At 64.2% G+C, this 14,660-nt stretch carries 16 protein-coding genes; 6 read left to right on the forward strand and 10 right to left on the reverse strand.

Annotated elements, in window-relative coordinates; translation table 11 throughout:
• Positions 1-4 precede the first annotated feature (4 nt).
• On the reverse strand, positions 5-1,303 hold the full coding sequence (locus tag HCA61_RS06900) for a hypothetical protein (RefSeq protein WP_169687399.1): 1,299 nt from the start codon (positions 1,301-1,303) through the stop codon (positions 5-7).
• 135 nt (positions 1,304-1,438) lie between these two features.
• Between HCA61_RS06900 and HCA61_RS06905 the strand changes: the two genes are divergently transcribed.
• Positions 1,439-2,122: a TetR/AcrR family transcriptional regulator gene (locus HCA61_RS06905; RefSeq protein WP_169687400.1), complete on the forward strand. Its 684-nt coding sequence runs from the start codon at positions 1,439-1,441 to the stop codon at positions 2,120-2,122.
• Here the strand turns inward: HCA61_RS06905 and HCA61_RS06910 are convergent.
• The 3 genes from HCA61_RS06910 to HCA61_RS06920 are packed head-to-tail and all read right to left on the reverse strand — an operon-like array spanning position 2,113 to position 4,263.
• Positions 2,113-2,967: an LLM class F420-dependent oxidoreductase gene (locus tag HCA61_RS06910; protein ID WP_169687401.1), complete on the reverse strand. Its 855-nt coding sequence runs from the start codon at positions 2,965-2,967 to the stop codon at positions 2,113-2,115. The two genes, HCA61_RS06905 and HCA61_RS06910, sit on opposite strands and share 10 nt — an antisense overlap.
• Positions 2,964-3,800 (reverse strand): SDR family oxidoreductase, encoded by an 837-nt coding sequence (locus HCA61_RS06915; RefSeq protein WP_169687402.1) that lies wholly within the window; start codon positions 3,798-3,800, stop codon positions 2,964-2,966. The genes HCA61_RS06910 and HCA61_RS06915 overlap by 4 nt, the downstream gene beginning before the upstream one ends.
• A 43-nt stretch (positions 3,801-3,843) precedes the next feature.
• The gene (locus HCA61_RS06920) at positions 3,844-4,263 is read right to left on the reverse strand and encodes a VOC family protein (protein ID WP_240958973.1); all 420 of its coding nucleotides are present in this window, start codon (positions 4,261-4,263) and stop codon (positions 3,844-3,846) included.
• A 130-nt stretch (positions 4,264-4,393) separates the two neighbouring features.
• On the opposite strand from HCA61_RS06920, the gene HCA61_RS06925 reads away from it, so the two are divergent.
• Genes HCA61_RS06925 through HCA61_RS06940 form a run of 4 tightly spaced genes read left to right on the forward strand, consistent with a single transcriptional unit; the run spans position 4,394 to position 8,466 of the window.
• Positions 4,394-5,695 (forward strand): acyl-CoA dehydrogenase family protein, encoded by a 1,302-nt coding sequence (locus HCA61_RS06925; protein WP_169687404.1) that lies wholly within the window; start codon positions 4,394-4,396, stop codon positions 5,693-5,695.
• Positions 5,696-5,721: 26 nt separating this feature from the next.
• Positions 5,722-6,714, forward strand: a complete 993-nt coding sequence (locus HCA61_RS06930) for a phosphotransferase family protein (RefSeq protein ID WP_169687486.1) — start codon at positions 5,722-5,724, stop codon at positions 6,712-6,714.
• A 7-nt stretch (positions 6,715-6,721) separates the two neighbouring features.
• A complete protein-coding gene (locus HCA61_RS06935) occupies positions 6,722-7,489 on the forward strand; it encodes an enoyl-CoA hydratase-related protein (RefSeq protein WP_169687405.1) in 768 nt (255 codons plus the stop codon).
• Between the two features lie 5 nt (positions 7,490-7,494).
• Positions 7,495-8,466 carry an NADPH:quinone oxidoreductase family protein gene (locus HCA61_RS06940; protein WP_169687406.1) on the forward strand — a complete coding sequence of 324 codons (972 nt, stop codon included), beginning with the start codon at positions 7,495-7,497 and terminating at the stop codon, positions 8,464-8,466.
• A 92-nt stretch (positions 8,467-8,558) separates the two neighbouring features.
• On the opposite strand, the gene HCA61_RS06945 is transcribed toward HCA61_RS06940, so the two are convergent.
• From HCA61_RS06945 to HCA61_RS06970, 6 genes are all read right to left on the reverse strand, one after another.
• Positions 8,559-9,011: a hypothetical protein gene (locus HCA61_RS06945; protein WP_169687407.1), complete on the reverse strand. Its 453-nt coding sequence runs from the start codon at positions 9,009-9,011 to the stop codon at positions 8,559-8,561.
• A gap of 41 nt (positions 9,012-9,052) precedes the next feature.
• Positions 9,053-9,652 (reverse strand): TetR/AcrR family transcriptional regulator, encoded by a 600-nt coding sequence (locus tag HCA61_RS06950; protein WP_169687408.1) that lies wholly within the window; start codon positions 9,650-9,652, stop codon positions 9,053-9,055.
• A 113-nt stretch (positions 9,653-9,765) separates the two neighbouring features.
• Positions 9,766-10,914 (reverse strand): thiolase family protein, encoded by a 1,149-nt coding sequence (locus HCA61_RS06955; protein ID WP_169687409.1) that lies wholly within the window; start codon positions 10,912-10,914, stop codon positions 9,766-9,768.
• Between the two features lie 54 nt (positions 10,915-10,968).
• Positions 10,969-12,174: a CaiB/BaiF CoA-transferase family protein gene (locus tag HCA61_RS06960; RefSeq protein ID WP_169687410.1), complete on the reverse strand. Its 1,206-nt coding sequence runs from the start codon at positions 12,172-12,174 to the stop codon at positions 10,969-10,971.
• On the reverse strand, positions 12,174-13,340 hold the full coding sequence (locus HCA61_RS06965) for an acyl-CoA dehydrogenase family protein (protein ID WP_169687411.1): 1,167 nt from the start codon (positions 13,338-13,340) through the stop codon (positions 12,174-12,176). The genes HCA61_RS06960 and HCA61_RS06965 overlap by 1 nt, the downstream gene beginning before the upstream one ends.
• A gap of 99 nt (positions 13,341-13,439) precedes the next feature.
• Complete coding sequence (locus HCA61_RS06970; protein ID WP_169687412.1) at positions 13,440-13,748, reverse strand: hypothetical protein; 309 nt, start codon at positions 13,746-13,748, stop codon at positions 13,440-13,442.
• 308 nt (positions 13,749-14,056) lie between these two features.
• Here HCA61_RS06970 and HCA61_RS06975 point away from each other — a divergent pair, with 308 nt between their 5' ends.
• The gene (locus HCA61_RS06975; protein WP_169687413.1) at positions 14,057-14,593 is read left to right on the forward strand and encodes a carboxymuconolactone decarboxylase family protein; all 537 of its coding nucleotides are present in this window, start codon (positions 14,057-14,059) and stop codon (positions 14,591-14,593) included.
• Positions 14,594-14,660 lie beyond the last annotated feature (67 nt).

Consider the following 14,660-nt stretch of genomic DNA (forward strand, 5'->3'; position numbering starts at 1 on the left):
ATGTTCACTCCCCGACGATTCCGCGGACGTATGCGTCCATCGTTCCGGCACAGGTGATCTTGTCGTCGTCTCCGAGGTCGGAGTAGCGCACGATGTTCGGCAGAACGGTCTCGCCGTCGCGCCCGCACGGGCAGCGCCCCTGATCCACGGTGATCTTGTCACCCGAGATCGTGCCGCCCCAACGCCCGTCGACGGTGGTGTCGACGAATGCGGCCCGCCCTTCGACCAGGTTGCCCGATGCTTCGGCGAGTGCGTCGCCGTCCTTGTTCAGGACAAGGAGAACGATCTCCTCCGGCACGTGGTAGCGCCCCTCTTCCGGGCACTTGAACATGCGATTGTTGAGTTCCTGCATGGAGTAGTAGTGCAGGAAGCGTTCCGGAGCGATATTGAGCATCCGGTAGATCTGGTCCTGGTAGTCGTCGGGCAGGTTCGTGCCCTTGAGGCCACCGCCGCTGGTGAGACCGTTGATTCCGGTGATGTCGCCGTCCTTGACACCCCGTTCGCGGAGCACCTCGACGAGTCGGTACAGCTGCGGGAACTGCGAACTGAACAGGATGTTCTCGTTGCGTCGGGCCATGATCTGGTCGGCGTAGTGGTTCAGCTTCTGCTCCTGGAGCGCCGCACGCTCGGCTGCCTCTGCCTCGAACGACGCGATGTCGTCGGGGGCGGCAGTGCCGTCGGCCATCGCGCGACGCATCGCCGACAACCGGGACAGGTAGCGATGGAACCCTTCGGGTGCGGGCCCGTCGAACAGGGGAAGCGCGTCGGGCCGGGAGAATGAATCGATGATCAGGTCGCGCACAGCGGCATGCTGGGTCTGCCCGGTGTCGGGCCCGACCGGGATGACGTGCCATACCTTTTCGGGCGGCATTCCCAGCGATACGAAGCAATCGAGCAGGTTCTGCTTGTTGACGTCGAAGTCGCGGTAGGACTTGTTGAGGAACGAACCCTTTCCACTGGTTCCGCTCGAACTCGACACCATGTGGCCGGCCTTCTCCAGCGCACCGATCCAGCCGTCGACGTCGGTGACTTCGGAGACGTCGACGTCGTCGAGTCGGCGGGTGGACAGGGATCCCAGCCACCGATTCATCTGTTCCCACTTACCCTTGGCAATAAGTGTTTCCGGGTAGCTCTTGTAGGTGGTGTGGGGAAAGAGGAGCGGAACGATGTCCTCGCGGGAACGGATCTCGGTGATCCCCTGATCGTTCGCGCGCTGGGTCAGGACGGGAACTTGGTCCCGCCGTTCCTGGAAGTACGCGTTCAGCGTCCCGATGACGTCCTTCTGCATCGTCGCTTCTGTCACTGTGCCCTCCGGCCGTTGAGTTTCGGGAAGTCCGAGATAACTAGACTTGCGGGTATAGTTCGCGAATACCGATAACCATACTCACCGGAAAAGTTTTATGTCCATAGGCAATTTTGTTTGGCACACTCTTCAGCTATGACATCGGTGAACGAGCCGCCGCGGGCCGTGGGCGCGGGCCGGCGGCGGGGTGGCCGACCGACCAAAGAGGAAGCGGGCCGACTCGACGAAGCCGTCCGCGAGTCTGCCCTCCGGTTGTTCCTCGAAAACGGTTACGAAGGCACGACGATGAATGCCATCGCCTCCGCCGCGGGAACGACGAAACCGTCTCTGTACGCACGCTTCCCCACCAAGGAAGACGTATTCCGGTCGGTACTCGGGTGGGCGATGTCGCGCAGCGACTGGCCCTGGCCCGAGCCCGAGCTCCCAGATTTCGACGACCTGGAGAAGGCGCTGACCGCGATCGCCGAGACCGCGGTGCGGCGCGCCCTCGATCCGTCGATGATCAAGCTCCAACAGGTAGCGGTCGCCTATGCATCCCGCTACCCCGATATCGCCCGCAAGGCACTCGGTTCCGGGTACTGGCCGCGCACGAAACAGGTCGCCGAACTCCTCCGCCGGCACGCAGCCACCGGCGCCATCGTCGCCGAAGACCCGGACACCCTCGCCGAACTGTTTCTCGGCATGGCGGCCGGCGCACCGGCGCGCCTCGCATCGTTCGGGATCATCCGCGACAATCTCGACGAGCACATCCGTGCCGCAGTCGCCTTGTTCCTGCGCAGCGTGCGACCGGAGACGGACAGTCCGGCGCCCTACAAGTAGGCCGCGATCTCGTCCAAGATCGGTAACACAACATCGTCGTCCGCAGTCGGGACGTCGACGATCACCCGCTCGACAGGCATCTGCCGAAACCTGTCCAGCACATCGGCGAGGTCGGGGCGAAGCCCCTGCAGGACCGTCACCCGGATACTGTCCGGATCGCGGTCCACCCGCTCGAATTCGACAGCGAGTTGCAACAGATCTGCCTCGAGCGTGTCGACGGGATGATGCCCCATGGGAATCCACCCATCCGCCCACTTCGCGATTCTGCGGAATCCGATCGGACCGGACCGCACTCCCAGCAGGAGCGGAGGGTGCGGGCGTTGCAGAGGTTTCGGCCACACCCTACTGGGCGACAACCGCACGTGCTTGCCGTCGTACGACGCTTCTTCCTCGGTCCAGAGGTTTTTCATCAGCGCGATCTTTTCTTCGACCACCGCATACTTGTCGCGAGCGTCGAACCCATGATCTTCGAACTCGTCGTTGTTCCAGCCGAAACCGACGCCCAGCACGAGGCGACCACCCGACATGACATCGAGCGTGGCCACAGCCTTTGCGTAGGAAATCGGGTCGTGCCCACCGGGAAGCGCCGTGCAGGTTCCAACGGTCAGGCCCGTCGCCGCAGAGACGAACGACAAGCTCACGAGCGGGTCCCACAGGCGGAAATAACGGTCGGGTAGAACTCCGCCGCCGGGGAAGGGTGTTTCGCGGGCACTCGGAATATGTGAATGCTCCGGCACGAACAGTGATTCGAACCCACGTTCCTCCGCGGCACGCGCGAGGTCGACCAAGGGCATAGACGTATCGGTTCCGCCGTAGTGCAGCCCGACTCCCATGGAGTCGGTCATGTCGCGGACTCTTCGCGTCGGGCAGCAATTGCTGCCATGACACCACCGTCGACCAGGATGTCGATGCCGTTGACGAAGCTCGCGCCGTCCGACAGCAGGAACGCCACGACCGTCGCGAGTTCGTCGGCCTGGCCGAGTCGGCCGAGCGGCGTCGCGCGTTGCATGTCGGCGATGCGCGGATTGCTCGCCGCTTCCTGGCGTCCCTGCGGAGTGTCGATCAGCCCCGGTGACACGGAGTTCGCCCGCGCCCCCACCCGCCCGAGGCGGATGGCCTCGGCACGCGCGAATCGCTGTACCCCATGCTTTGCCCACGAGTAGGCGATCCCGGGTTGCTCGATCGATTCGCCGACGGTCTCCCGGAGTTTGTCCAGGAACTCCCCGTCGAGCGGATCGTCCAGGACCGCACCCAGCTCCGACCCCGGATCCATCCGGCCGACCAACGGTGCCATCGACGCGAAATAGACCATGGCGGTACCGGCTGTCGCCAGCGGACGGAGCGCCTCCGCCAGCAACGCCGTACCGACGAGATCGACCGACACGATCTTCCGCCAGTCGGCCATGGTCGGCGAGATCCCCGCCGCGTGAGCGACCGAGCGGAGCGTTCCGAGTTCGTCCGCGCGGTCGGCGAGCCTGCCCAGCGCATCGGCGTCACCGACATCGGCGGCGAACGGTTCGACCACCGTCGAGTCCGACGACAGCTGCGCTGCCGCCTCCTTCGCGGAGGTTTCGTCGATGTCGACGAGCAGCATTGTGTCGACGGTGCCGACCATCCGCTGCGCGCATGTGAACCCCATACCCCGGCCACCACCGGTCACGATTCCTACGTTGCCCATTACTTCCCTCTCTCCGTCCTCGTCGGCGTGTCGACCTGCGGGGTCACTGCGGCGCCATCCAGCACTGCGACATCCCCGGTTCCGCTGCGCGGGTCACGAATTCGAGGAGGAGTCCGGATGGGCTTCGCATGAAAGCGAAGAAGAGGCTGCCGTCGGCCGCTCGTCGGGTTGCTTCCGTGCTGTAGCCCTGGGCGGCGAACTCGTCGCGATCGGCATCGACGTCGTCGGACCAGTAGCCGAGGTGGTGGATACCCGGGACCGCCTCCCACAGGGGTGCCGACACACTCCGGACGAGTTCGATGCGCGGTTCTGTGATCGAGAACGCGCATCTCAGGTCGACCACATGATCGCCGGTGGGCAGCGTCACCGCCACTTCCCCACCGACCTCGGGGCCCCATTCGTAACCGAAGAGCTGGGAGAACTCTGCCTTGGCCGCGACCGGATCATCGGTCACGACACCCATGTGGAATAGGTCTTGGGCTTTCAATTCGGCGCCTTTCGTCGCGGGCTGTTCCAAACCGACTTCAGTCGTGTAAGAATAGCATTCTGAAAACTACGAATTAAGATTCTTGGAATCAGAGAGGAGCCGGGCAATGGCGTGGGACTTCGAAACCGACCCCGAATACCAGGAAAAACTGGACTGGGCCGACGCCTTCGTGCGCGACGAGGTCGAGCCGCTGGACCTGGTGTGGGAACACGAGCAGTTCGTACCCCTCGACGGCCTGCGACGCAAGGCCATCGATCCGCTCAAGCAACGGGTTCGCAAACAGGGCCTGTGGGCCACACACCTCGGCCCCGAGCTCGGCGGGCAGGGCTACGGACAGCTCAAACTCGCACTGCTCAACGAGATCCTCGGACGCTCGTCGTGGGCACCGATCGTCTTCGGATGCCAGGCACCCGACACCGGCAACGCCGAGATCATCGCGCACTACGGCACACCCGAGCAGAAGAGGAAGTACCTGCAGCCACTGCTCGACGGCGAACTCTTCTCCACCTACTCGATGACCGAGCCGCAAGGCGGCGCCGACGTCGCGCAGTTCCGCACGCGAGCGGTCAAGGACGGCACCGACTGGGTCATCAACGGCTGGAAGTACTTCTCCTCCAACGCCAAGACAGCCTCGTTCCTGATCGTGATGGCCGTGACCGACACCGAGGTACCGGTGCACAAGGGCATGTCGATGTTCCTCGTGCCGGCCGACACCCCGGGCATCGAGATCGTGCGTAACGTCGGCCTGTACGGCGAACCGATGAATGGTGGCAGCCACGCGCTCATCCACTACCAGGACGTGCGGGTACCCGCCGACGCCCTTCTCGGCGGCGAAGGTCAGGCGTTCGCCGTCGCCCAGACCCGTCTCGGTGGCGGCCGCATCCACCACGCGATGCGGACGATCGGACTCGCCCAGAAGGCCCTCGACATGATGTGCGAGCGGGCGCTGAGTCGCGAGACCGCAGGCAGCCGACTCGCCGACAAACAGACGATCCAGGGTTACATCGCCGACTCCTACGCGCAGCTGACGCAGTTCCGCCTATTCGTGCTCCATACCGCGTGGAAGATCGACAAGTACAACGACTACAAGAAGCTCCGCAAGGACATCGCTACGGCAAAGATCGTGATGCCGACCGTGTTGCACGACATCGCCTGGCGCGCAATGCAGGTCCATGGAGCACTCGGTGTCACCAACGAGATGCCGTTCTTCAAGATGATCCACGGCGCGGCCGTGATGGGTCTGGCCGACGGCCCGACCGAGGTCCACAAGACGACCGTCGCAAAACAGGTCCTGCGCGACTACAGCGCAACCGACGACCTGTGGCCCACGCAGTGGCTTCCGCGCAAGCAGGACGAAGCCCGCGCCAAATACGCCGAATACCTCGAACTGGAAGTGGGGAACCTGTGATCGACACCGATCGACTCGCCGCATGGATGGACGATCAGGGCCTGCCCGGCAAGGGGGCACCGCTCGAAGCCAAGTACCTTTCCGGCGGCACCCAGAACGAGATCTACAAACTCGACCGCGACGGCTTCACCTGCGTCATCCGGATCCCGCCCACCGGTGCGCCCGCCGACCGCGACAGCGGAATCATTCGTGAATGGCGGATCATCCAGGCACTCGACGGCACAGACGTCCCCCATACCGCTGCGGTCGCAGCCTGTGAGGACACTTCGGTTCTGGGCCGTTCGTTCTACCTCATGGGATACGTCGACGGCTGGTCGCCGATGGATCAACACGGCGTGTGGCCCGAGCCGTACAACAGCGATCTGTCCACACGTCCGGGTCTCGCGTACCAGCTCGCCGAGGGCATCGCGCTGCTGTCCAAGGTCGACTGGAAGGCGCAGGGCCTGCATGACCTCGGGCGTCCCGACGGATTCCACGACCGTCAGGTCGACCGCTGGACCCGCTTCTTCGACCGCATCAAAGCCCGCGAGCTCGACGGAATCGATGTCGCCACCAAGTGGCTGCAGGCGCATCGCCCACTCGACTACGTCCCGGGTCTGATGCACGGCGACTACCAATTCGCGAACGTGATGTTCGAGCACGGCGCACCCGCGAAGCTCGCTGCCCTCGTCGACTGGGAGATGGGCACCGTCGGCGATCCGAAGCTCGACCTCGGCTGGATGCTGATGAACTGGCCCGAGGACATGACCGTCGAAGGCGCAGGCCAGGGCGGCTACGCCGATCTTCGAGGAATGCCCGACCGCGCAAAGATGGTCCAGCACTACTCGGAGGTTTCCGGCCGTCAGGTCGACGACCTCGATTACTACCTGATCCTCGCCAAGTGGAAGCTCGCCATCATTCTCGAGCAGGGCTACCAGCGCGCCGGTGACGATCCCAAGCTGCAGTCATTCGGTCCGGTGGTCCTCAGCGCGATGCGTGAGGCCGCCGAGCTCGCCGAGTCGACCGACTACAAGGGGTGACAGCGAGATGAACGAACTCGTACAAGAGCAGCACGGTGCAGTTCTCCTCCTGAGGCTGAACCGCCCCGAGGCACGTAATGCGCTTACCAGCGCGCTGATCAACGGGATCGGCGCGGCGGTCGAAGAAGCCGAGTCCGACCCAGAGATCCGCGCGATCGTCCTCACCGGCACCGGTGACCGGGCGTTCTGCTCCGGCATGGACCTGAGGGCGTTCGCCAACGGCGACAAGATCGGATTGGACTCCGGCCCCGGCGCCTCCTACGCACGGTTCGCCAGGGGCGAGACCGACATCCCCGTGATCGGTGCCGCCAACGGCACCGCGATCGGCGGCGGGCTCGAACTCCTTCTCGGAAGTGATCTCATCGTCGCCTCGTCGGCCGCGAAATTCGGTCTTCCCGAGGTGAAGCGGGGTCTGTTCCCGGCCGGCGGCGGGACGAATCTCGGGACGAGGATCCCGCGGGCAGCCGCCATGGAACTGACGCTCACCGGCGATCTGATCACCGCGCAGCGAGGCTACGAACTGGGCCTGATCAACGAGGTCGTCGAACCGGAGGCAGTGCAGTCGGCTGCGCTCGCGCTCGCCGAACGCATTGCGGCGAACGCCCCACTGGGCCTTGCCGCGGTCAAGGAACTCGTCCGGCTCGCACAATCCGATCCGGCTCGGGCAGACGAGAGGCTGGGACACTGGCAGAGTGTCGTCTTCTCCAGCGACGACGCCAAGGAAGGCGCATCCGCGTTCGTCGAGAAGCGCGCACCGGTCTGGCGGGGGCGGTAACGGGTATGCGCGCTGCGATCTGCTCGGAATACGGGGAGCCCGAGGTGGTCCGGATCGACGAGATCGCCTCGCCCTCCCTCGAACCGGGTCATGTGCGGGTCCGGGTCGGCGCTGCCGCGGTCAACTTTCCCGATGTGCTGGTGGTCGCCGACAAATACCAGATCAGCGTGCCCACTCCGTTCGTCCCCGGTAGCGAGTTCGCAGGGCTCGTGGAGGAGGTCGCCGACGACGTCGGCGACCTCGCGGTCGGCGATCGGGTGAGCGGCACCGGCATCGTCGGCGCCTTCGCGGAGGAGATCGCAGCAAAGGCCGTGTCGCTGAGACGGATACCCGACGGCGTCGACGACCACACCGCAGCAGCGTTCGGCGTCGCACATCGCACTGCGTATCACACGCTTCGATCGGTGGCCCGGATCCGGCCCGGCGAAACACTCGTCGTGCTGGGGGCCGGCGGCGGCGTCGGACTGGCCGCGGTCCAGCTAGGAGCGGTTCTGGGAGCGACCGTTGTCGCTGTGGCCTCGTCGGCCGACAAGCTCGAGGTCGCAGCGTCCTACGGTGCGAAGCAGCTCGTCGATCATCGCGCGGGTGAACTTCGCGCACTGCTGAAGGACGTCGCTCGCGAGGGGGCCGACGTCGTCGTCGATCCGGTGGGCGGCGACCTGTCCGAACCGGCTCTCCGGAGTCTGCGAAGAGGCGGACGTTTCATCACCGTCGGATACGCCTCGGGAACCATCCCTCGAATACCGCTCAATCTCGTTCTGGTGAAGGGTATTCGGATCCAGGGCTTCCAGTTCCAGGACCTGGACCCGGACGAGTTCCGCCGCAACGAGAACGAACTGGTCGATCTTCTCGTCTCAGGGCGAGCCGTGCCGCACATCGGTGCGATCTATTCGCTCGACGACGCCGTCGGTGCCCTTCGTCTGGTAGGTGACGGGCAGGCCATCGGCAAGGTGGTCATCGACCTTCAGCAGGCCTGACCGACTGCATACGACGTCCCGGCGCTCATCGAGTGCCGGGACGCTTGTCATTTCGGGGCTGTGAGCCGTCGAGGCTTCGTCACGCGGGTCGGTCAGACCGACGTGAGGTGACCCGACTTGGATGAGGTGAAACCGGAGGTCCGGAAGGACTCGATGGGTGCGATCACAGGTTCGCGGACCGCCGCTGCGACGAGTGCATGCCGCTTGAATACCTGTGCAGCCCTGCTCATACAGTATTCCGACGCCGAGAACCTGGCATCGATCTCTGCCGGGAGCTCATCGCCCCACATGCTGAACTTCGTCGATCCGCGATCGAGAAGCCGGTCCAGACCTGCACGGATGCGCTCGTCGGACGAGTAGAGTTCGGCCGATGCCACCAGCGCTTCAGGAACCATGCCGTGCTCGGTCCCCAATACCGAGTCGAGATCGATGACTCGGGCCCCGAGGATCTCGAGCGGGCGGATGTCTTGATGCTCCCGGGCCAGGACCGTGACTTCCCATCCCGCGAGAACCTGGTCGTAGAGCCACCCTCCGACGTTGCGCACGGTATCGACCACACGTGGCGCGACGATGACGATGCGGTGTCTCAGACTGTGCTGCTGGGCATGAGCTGTTGCTCGAGCGACTGTGTGAAGTCCTCGAAGATCTCGGCTATCGGGAGCGAACGATCGAGCAGCCATGAGGTTTCCATTCCGTTGAGGAAAGCGACGATTTCCACCGCTTTGACGGCTGGGTTCACATCCATCCGATACCGCCCGGCGTGTTGACCACGTCGGATACCCGCCTCGATTGTGTCGATCGCGGCGCGGTGTCGAACGAGTAGGCGATCGTGCAGTGGAGCATCCGGCTCCAGGTTCTCGATCAGGAGTACAGCAAACATCCCGACCAGTTCAGGGGACTTCTCGAAACGCAAGTACAGTCTCCTGATCTGCTCGAGTGGATCTCCCGAACGATCAGCACGTGCATCATCGTCTGCATCCCGTGCGTCGAGCACGGCATGCAGCAACTGGTCCTTGGACTGGAAGTGATGCAGCAGACCCGCGGGCGTGATGCCCACGGCCCGTGCGATCTGAGCGAGGCTCGTGCTGCGCCACCCGTTCCTCGCCAACAACCGCTGAGCTGCACTGAGTATCAGCTCTCTGCGGTCCTCACCCTTGGCGAGAAGCGTGTCGTACGCCCTTTGCACGGTGCCTCTCTCCTTCACGTCCCAACCTACTGAACACACAGTAGGTCGGTTTGCCGGATGTGACAAGGGTCTCAAGCCGAGAATTTTGCCGGCCGGATCACAGATGTGACGTCCTATGTGCCGAGGAGTTCGACAACAGTGGCATTCGCCGTGCCGCCGCCTTCGCACATGGTCTGGAGACCGTATCGAATTCCGTTGTCGCGCATGTGATGAATCATCCGAGTCATCAACACGGCACCCGAACCTCCGAGCGGATGCCCGAGGGAGATCGCCCCTCCGAGCGGGTTGAGCAGCTCCGGATCGGCGCCGGTCTCGGCCAGCCACGCCAATGGAACCGACGCGAACGCCTCATTGACTTCGAACACTCCGACATCCTTCAGGCCGATCCCCGCCTTCACGAGAGCCTTCTCGGTAGCCGGGATCGGACCGGTGAGCATGAGCACCGGATCGGCGCCCGCCACCGCGCCCGCCCGATATCGGACGAGCGGGGTCAAGCCCAACTCACGAGCCTTCTCCGGTGTGGTCACGAGCAGTGCCGCAGCACCGTCGGAGATCTGCGACGAGTTTCCGGCGTGGATCACACCGTCGTCGGCGAAAGCGGGCTTCAGACCGGCGAGTTTCTCGACCGTGGTACCGCGACGAATCCCTTCGTCGACACTGACCGTGCCCTCGTCGGTGACCACCGGCACGATCTGCGCCTCGAATGCCCCGCGGTCCTGCGCTGCCGCGGCACGCTCGTGCGAGATCGCCGAGTACTCGTCGAGCCGAGTGCGCGACAATCCCCATTTCTGGGCGATCTTCTCCGCGGAAATTCCCTGGTTGAATGCGAATCCGTCGTAGCGCGCCAGCGCACGAGGCCCGTACGGTTGCCCGGAGGCACGCGCCGAGCCGAGCGGGACACGGCTCATGACCTCGACGCCGCCGGCGACAACAACGTCCTGCTGACCCGACATCACGGCCTGGGCTGCGAAATCGATCGACTGCTGGCTCGACCCGCACGCCCGGTTGATGGTGGTACCCGGGATGGACTCCGGCCATCCGGCAGCGAGTACCGAATAGCGGCCGATATTGCTCGACTGGTCGCCCACCTGCGATACGCAACCCCAGATGACGTCGTCGACGACCCCGGGATCGATGCCGGTGCGCTCGACCAGCGCCTCGAGTACGAGCGCCGACAGGTCTGCAGGGTGCACACCGGCCAGCCCACCGTTGCGCTTGCCTACCGGGGTGCGGACAGCCGCAGCGACGACCACTTCACGCATTCGAATTCTCCTGATTCCAAGTGTGTTTGCCGGCCATCCGCCGAGCATCGATCATCACGGCACCGATCCGATCGCGCCCTGCTCGCGAAGGCGATCGATCTCGTCGGGGCGGAAACCGAAGTCCGCGAGGATCAAGTCGGTGTGTTCGCCCAAGCCGGGTACGGGTGCCATCGGCGGCTCGTAGCCTTCGATCACCGGTGGCGGAAGAATTGCCTCGACGGGTCCGTTCGGGCTTGCAACCGACCGCCAACGATTGCGGGCGGCCAGTTGCGGATGATCGATGACGTCACGCGGCGTGTTGTAACGCGAGTTGCCGATACCCGCCTCGTCGGCGATCTTCTGTACATGGTCGAGCGGGTGCTGTGCGCACCACGCCGAGATGGCCTCGTCGAGTTCGGCGCGGTGCTCGCACCGTCCCGTGTTGGTCGAGAACCGCTGGTCGTCGGCGAGATCGTCGCGCCCGATGATCTCGCGCGCCAGACGCTGCCACTCACGATCATTGGTCGTACCGAGCACCACGATCCGGTCGTCCGCGGTGCGATACGACCCGTACGGCGCGACGGCAGGCGAGCTCATCCCCAGTGGTTGCTGTTCGACACCGGAGTAGCGGGTGTACGTCAACGGGTAGCCCATGATGTCCGCCATCGTGTCGAACAGGCTCACCGACACCTTCGACAGGCCGCCGCCGCGGCCCCGGTTTCGTTCCCGGCCGCACAGCAACGCGAGAATCGACAATGCCGAATACAGCCCGGTGCTGATATCCGCGACCGGCGGCCCCGGCTTCGCGGGCTGCCCAGGGAAGCCGGTGACGGAGCACGCCCCCGATTCGGCCTGAATGAGCAGGTCGTACGCGCGCTTGTGCGACAGTGGACCGTCGGGACCGTATCCGTCGATCTCGACCGCGATCAGGTCGGGATACCGCCCGGCCAGATCCTCCGGTGAGAGCCCGAGCCGCGTCATGGCGCCCGGTGCGAGGTTCGACACGAGGGCGTCCGCGCGCGCCAGCAGAGCGTGGAGCGCCCCGAGTCCGCCCTCGGTCTTCAGGTCGAGGGTGATCGATTCCTTGCCGCGGTTGGCCCAGACGAAGTGCGCCGCCATTCCGTTGACGACATCGTCGTAGTCGCGCGCGAAATCGCCGCCCTTGGGATTCTCGACCTTGATCACACGCGCACCGAAGTCGGCCAGGACGCGGGTGCACATGGGCGCGGAGACCGCCTGTTCGAGGGTCACCACGGTGACCCCGGCGAGCGGGGCCTCCATCAGTAACTCCTCGGCAGTCCGAGGGTGTGGGACCCGAGGTAGTTCAGGATCATCTCCTGGCTGACCGGGGCTATCCGCATCACGCGTGCCTCACGGAAGTACCGCGACACGTTGTACTCCTCGGAGTAGCCCATTCCGCCGTGGGTCTGGAGCGCTCGATCGGCCGCAGCGAAACCGGCTTCCGCACAGAGATATTTGGCGGTGTTGGCCTCACGACCGCACGGCTTGCCGTTGTCGTAGAGCCAGGTGGCCTTACGCAGGACGAGTTCGGCCGCGTCGAGGTGCGCAAGCGCATCGGCAAGAGGGAACTGGATGCCCTGGTTCATTCCGATGGGACGTCCGAACACTTCACGCTCGTTGCCGTACTGCACGGCTTTCTCCAGCGCGACACGACCGATGCCGAGGGCTTCGGACGCAATCAGCATCCGCTCGGGGTTGAGGCCGTCGAGCAGGTACTTGAACCCTTGTCCCTCTTCACCGACGCGGTCCTCGACGGGGACCACGAGGTTGTCGATGAACAGTTCGTTGGAGGTGACCGCATTGCGTCCCATTTTCTTGATGGGCCGGATGTCGATCTTGCTGCGGTCGAGGTCGGTGAGAAAGAGCGTCATTCCGTCGGTCTTCTTCTCGACCTCGTCGTAGCGCTGGGTGCGGGTCAGGAGGAGAATCTTCTCCGATTCGACAGCCTTGGAAATCCACACCTTGCGGCCGTTGACGATGTACTTGTCGCCGTCGCGCTTCGCGAACGTGGTGATGCGCGAGGTGTCGAGGCCGGCACCCGGCTCGGTCACGCCGAAGCAGACGTGCAGGTCACCGTTGACGATGCGGGGCAGTGTGCGCGCCTTCATCTCGTCCGTACCGTGCTTGACGACGGGCTGCATTCCGAAGATGTTGAGGTGGATCGCGCTCGCGGCGTTCATCGCGCCGCCGGATCGGGCGATCTCTTCGAGGAGGATCGTTGCCTCCGTGATACCGAGACCGTGGCCGCCGTACTCCTCGGGCATCGTGATACCCATCCAGCCGCCGTCGGCGAGCATCTTGTAGAACTCCGTCGGGAACTCGTGAGCGAGGTCCTTTTCCATCCAGTACTGGTCGTCGAAGTTCTTCATCAGCTCGGCAACGGATTTGCGGATCAGTTCCTGATCCTCACTCAGCGCGAAGCTCATTCCACCCATAGTCGACACTTCCTGCCGTCGTTGCGGGACCGCGCACTGCGCAACTACGGCAGCATGCCCGGCCAATCTTCAGTTCTGCGATCGAACAAATCAATCGGAGGCGGGCAACGCCTTGGCTGCCTTGATCGTCATCGGAACGCCGCCGTACGACAGTTCACCGGTTCCGGGTGACGTACACAGCACCTCGATCGTTCCGTCGGCGTCGACGTATCGCTTACCCAGAAGGGTGACCACGTCGCCGTCGGGCTTGGAATCCGGCTTGCCGGGGGGAGCCGCGATCATCGGGCTTCCACCACAGGCGATCTCCTGCACGCCTTCTGCGGGTGCACGCACGACCACTACACGAGTGGTGCAGACGGCGCTGGCAAGTTGCCCACCAGGGCGCAGGGTTGCAGTCACGGGGAACCTCTCTTTCGGCAGACGGTCTGCGCACGTCGGACCACCGACGCGCAACACACAGTGCTCTCTCTTTAAGGAAACTATCTTCTCTGATGCGGAGAATCAATATGCCCCTGACATTCAGGTATCGGGCCACCTCGCGGACGATCCAACAGACCCGCTAGGTAGCACCACCCCCAGGCGCAGTCGGAACATGCTCGTCAGCAGCACATTCGCCCGACACGACACGCTTTGTTGACTATCCGGTGCAGTCATGAGAATCTAGCATCCGTAAACGAGAATATGATTCTCAAGAGGAGGAGTTCGGCATGGCCGTAGTGCCCCCGCTGCCGGCAGACCAATGGGACGAGCGTGTCGATTCCGCATTGAGAGGGCTGATGCCCCGCCACATGCGCAATCCGAAAGACGCCGGCACCGCGATGGCGACGCTCGTGCGGCACCCGGACCTGACCAAAGCATTCCTCGGGTTCAGCGTGCATCTGCTCTTCCGGTCGACGCTGCCGCCGCGACTACGCGAGATGACGATCCTGCGCGTGGCGCAGGTGTACGAGTGCGAGTACGAGCGCAGCCATCACATCCTGATGGCAGAGGAAGAAGGCGCCCTGACCCGACCGGAGATCGAGGCCGCACTGGCAGGCACCGCAGACGACGAGTTCGAGAATCGCCTCCTCGCAGCGGTCGACGAGCTCCACCAGAAGGCCGCACTGTCCGAGCAGACATGGAATGCGCTCGGAGAGAAGCTCAGCGAGCAGCAGCGGATGGACTTCATCTTCACCGTAGGTGGATATGGCCTTCTGGCCATGGCCTACAACACATTCGGCATCGAGTTCGAAAGCGAAAGGTAGAGCCTTGCCACACTTCACCAAACCGGCCGCAGGAAGCTGGACCGAGAACTACCCCGAAATCGGCACC

The organism is Rhodococcus sp. HNM0563, from assembly GCF_012726195.1.
In the GTDB taxonomy this organism is placed as follows: Bacteria; Actinomycetota; Actinomycetes; order Mycobacteriales; family Mycobacteriaceae; genus Rhodococcus.

Excerpts from the sequence above, each read along its gene's own strand:
- HCA61_RS06935 (WP_169687405.1), top strand. The coding sequence starts at position 6,722 with ATGAACGAACTCGTACAAGAGCAGCACGGTGCAGTTCTCCTCCTGAGG.
- HCA61_RS06905 (WP_169687400.1), top strand. The coding sequence starts at position 1,439 with ATGACATCGGTGAACGAGCCGCCGCGGGCCGTGGGCGCGGGCCGGCGG.
- HCA61_RS06940 (WP_169687406.1), top strand. The coding sequence starts at position 7,495 with ATGCGCGCTGCGATCTGCTCGGAATACGGGGAGCCCGAGGTGGTCCGG.
- HCA61_RS06920 (WP_240958973.1), bottom strand. The coding sequence starts at position 4,263 with ATGGGTGTCGTGACCGATGATCCGGTCGCGGCCAAGGCAGAGTTCTCC.
- HCA61_RS06930 (WP_169687486.1), top strand. The coding sequence starts at position 5,722 with ATGGACGATCAGGGCCTGCCCGGCAAGGGGGCACCGCTCGAAGCCAAG.
- HCA61_RS06975 (WP_169687413.1), top strand. The coding sequence starts at position 14,057 with ATGGCCGTAGTGCCCCCGCTGCCGGCAGACCAATGGGACGAGCGTGTC.
- HCA61_RS06910 (WP_169687401.1), bottom strand. The coding sequence starts at position 2,967 with ATGACCGACTCCATGGGAGTCGGGCTGCACTACGGCGGAACCGATACG.
- HCA61_RS06915 (WP_169687402.1), bottom strand. The coding sequence starts at position 3,800 with ATGGGCAACGTAGGAATCGTGACCGGTGGTGGCCGGGGTATGGGGTTC.
- HCA61_RS06955 (WP_169687409.1), bottom strand. The coding sequence starts at position 10,914 with ATGCGTGAAGTGGTCGTCGCTGCGGCTGTCCGCACCCCGGTAGGCAAG.
- HCA61_RS06925 (WP_169687404.1), top strand. The coding sequence starts at position 4,394 with ATGGCGTGGGACTTCGAAACCGACCCCGAATACCAGGAAAAACTGGAC.
- HCA61_RS06960 (WP_169687410.1), bottom strand. The coding sequence starts at position 12,174 with ATGGAGGCCCCGCTCGCCGGGGTCACCGTGGTGACCCTCGAACAGGCG.
- HCA61_RS06965 (WP_169687411.1), bottom strand. The coding sequence starts at position 13,340 with ATGAGCTTCGCGCTGAGTGAGGATCAGGAACTGATCCGCAAATCCGTT.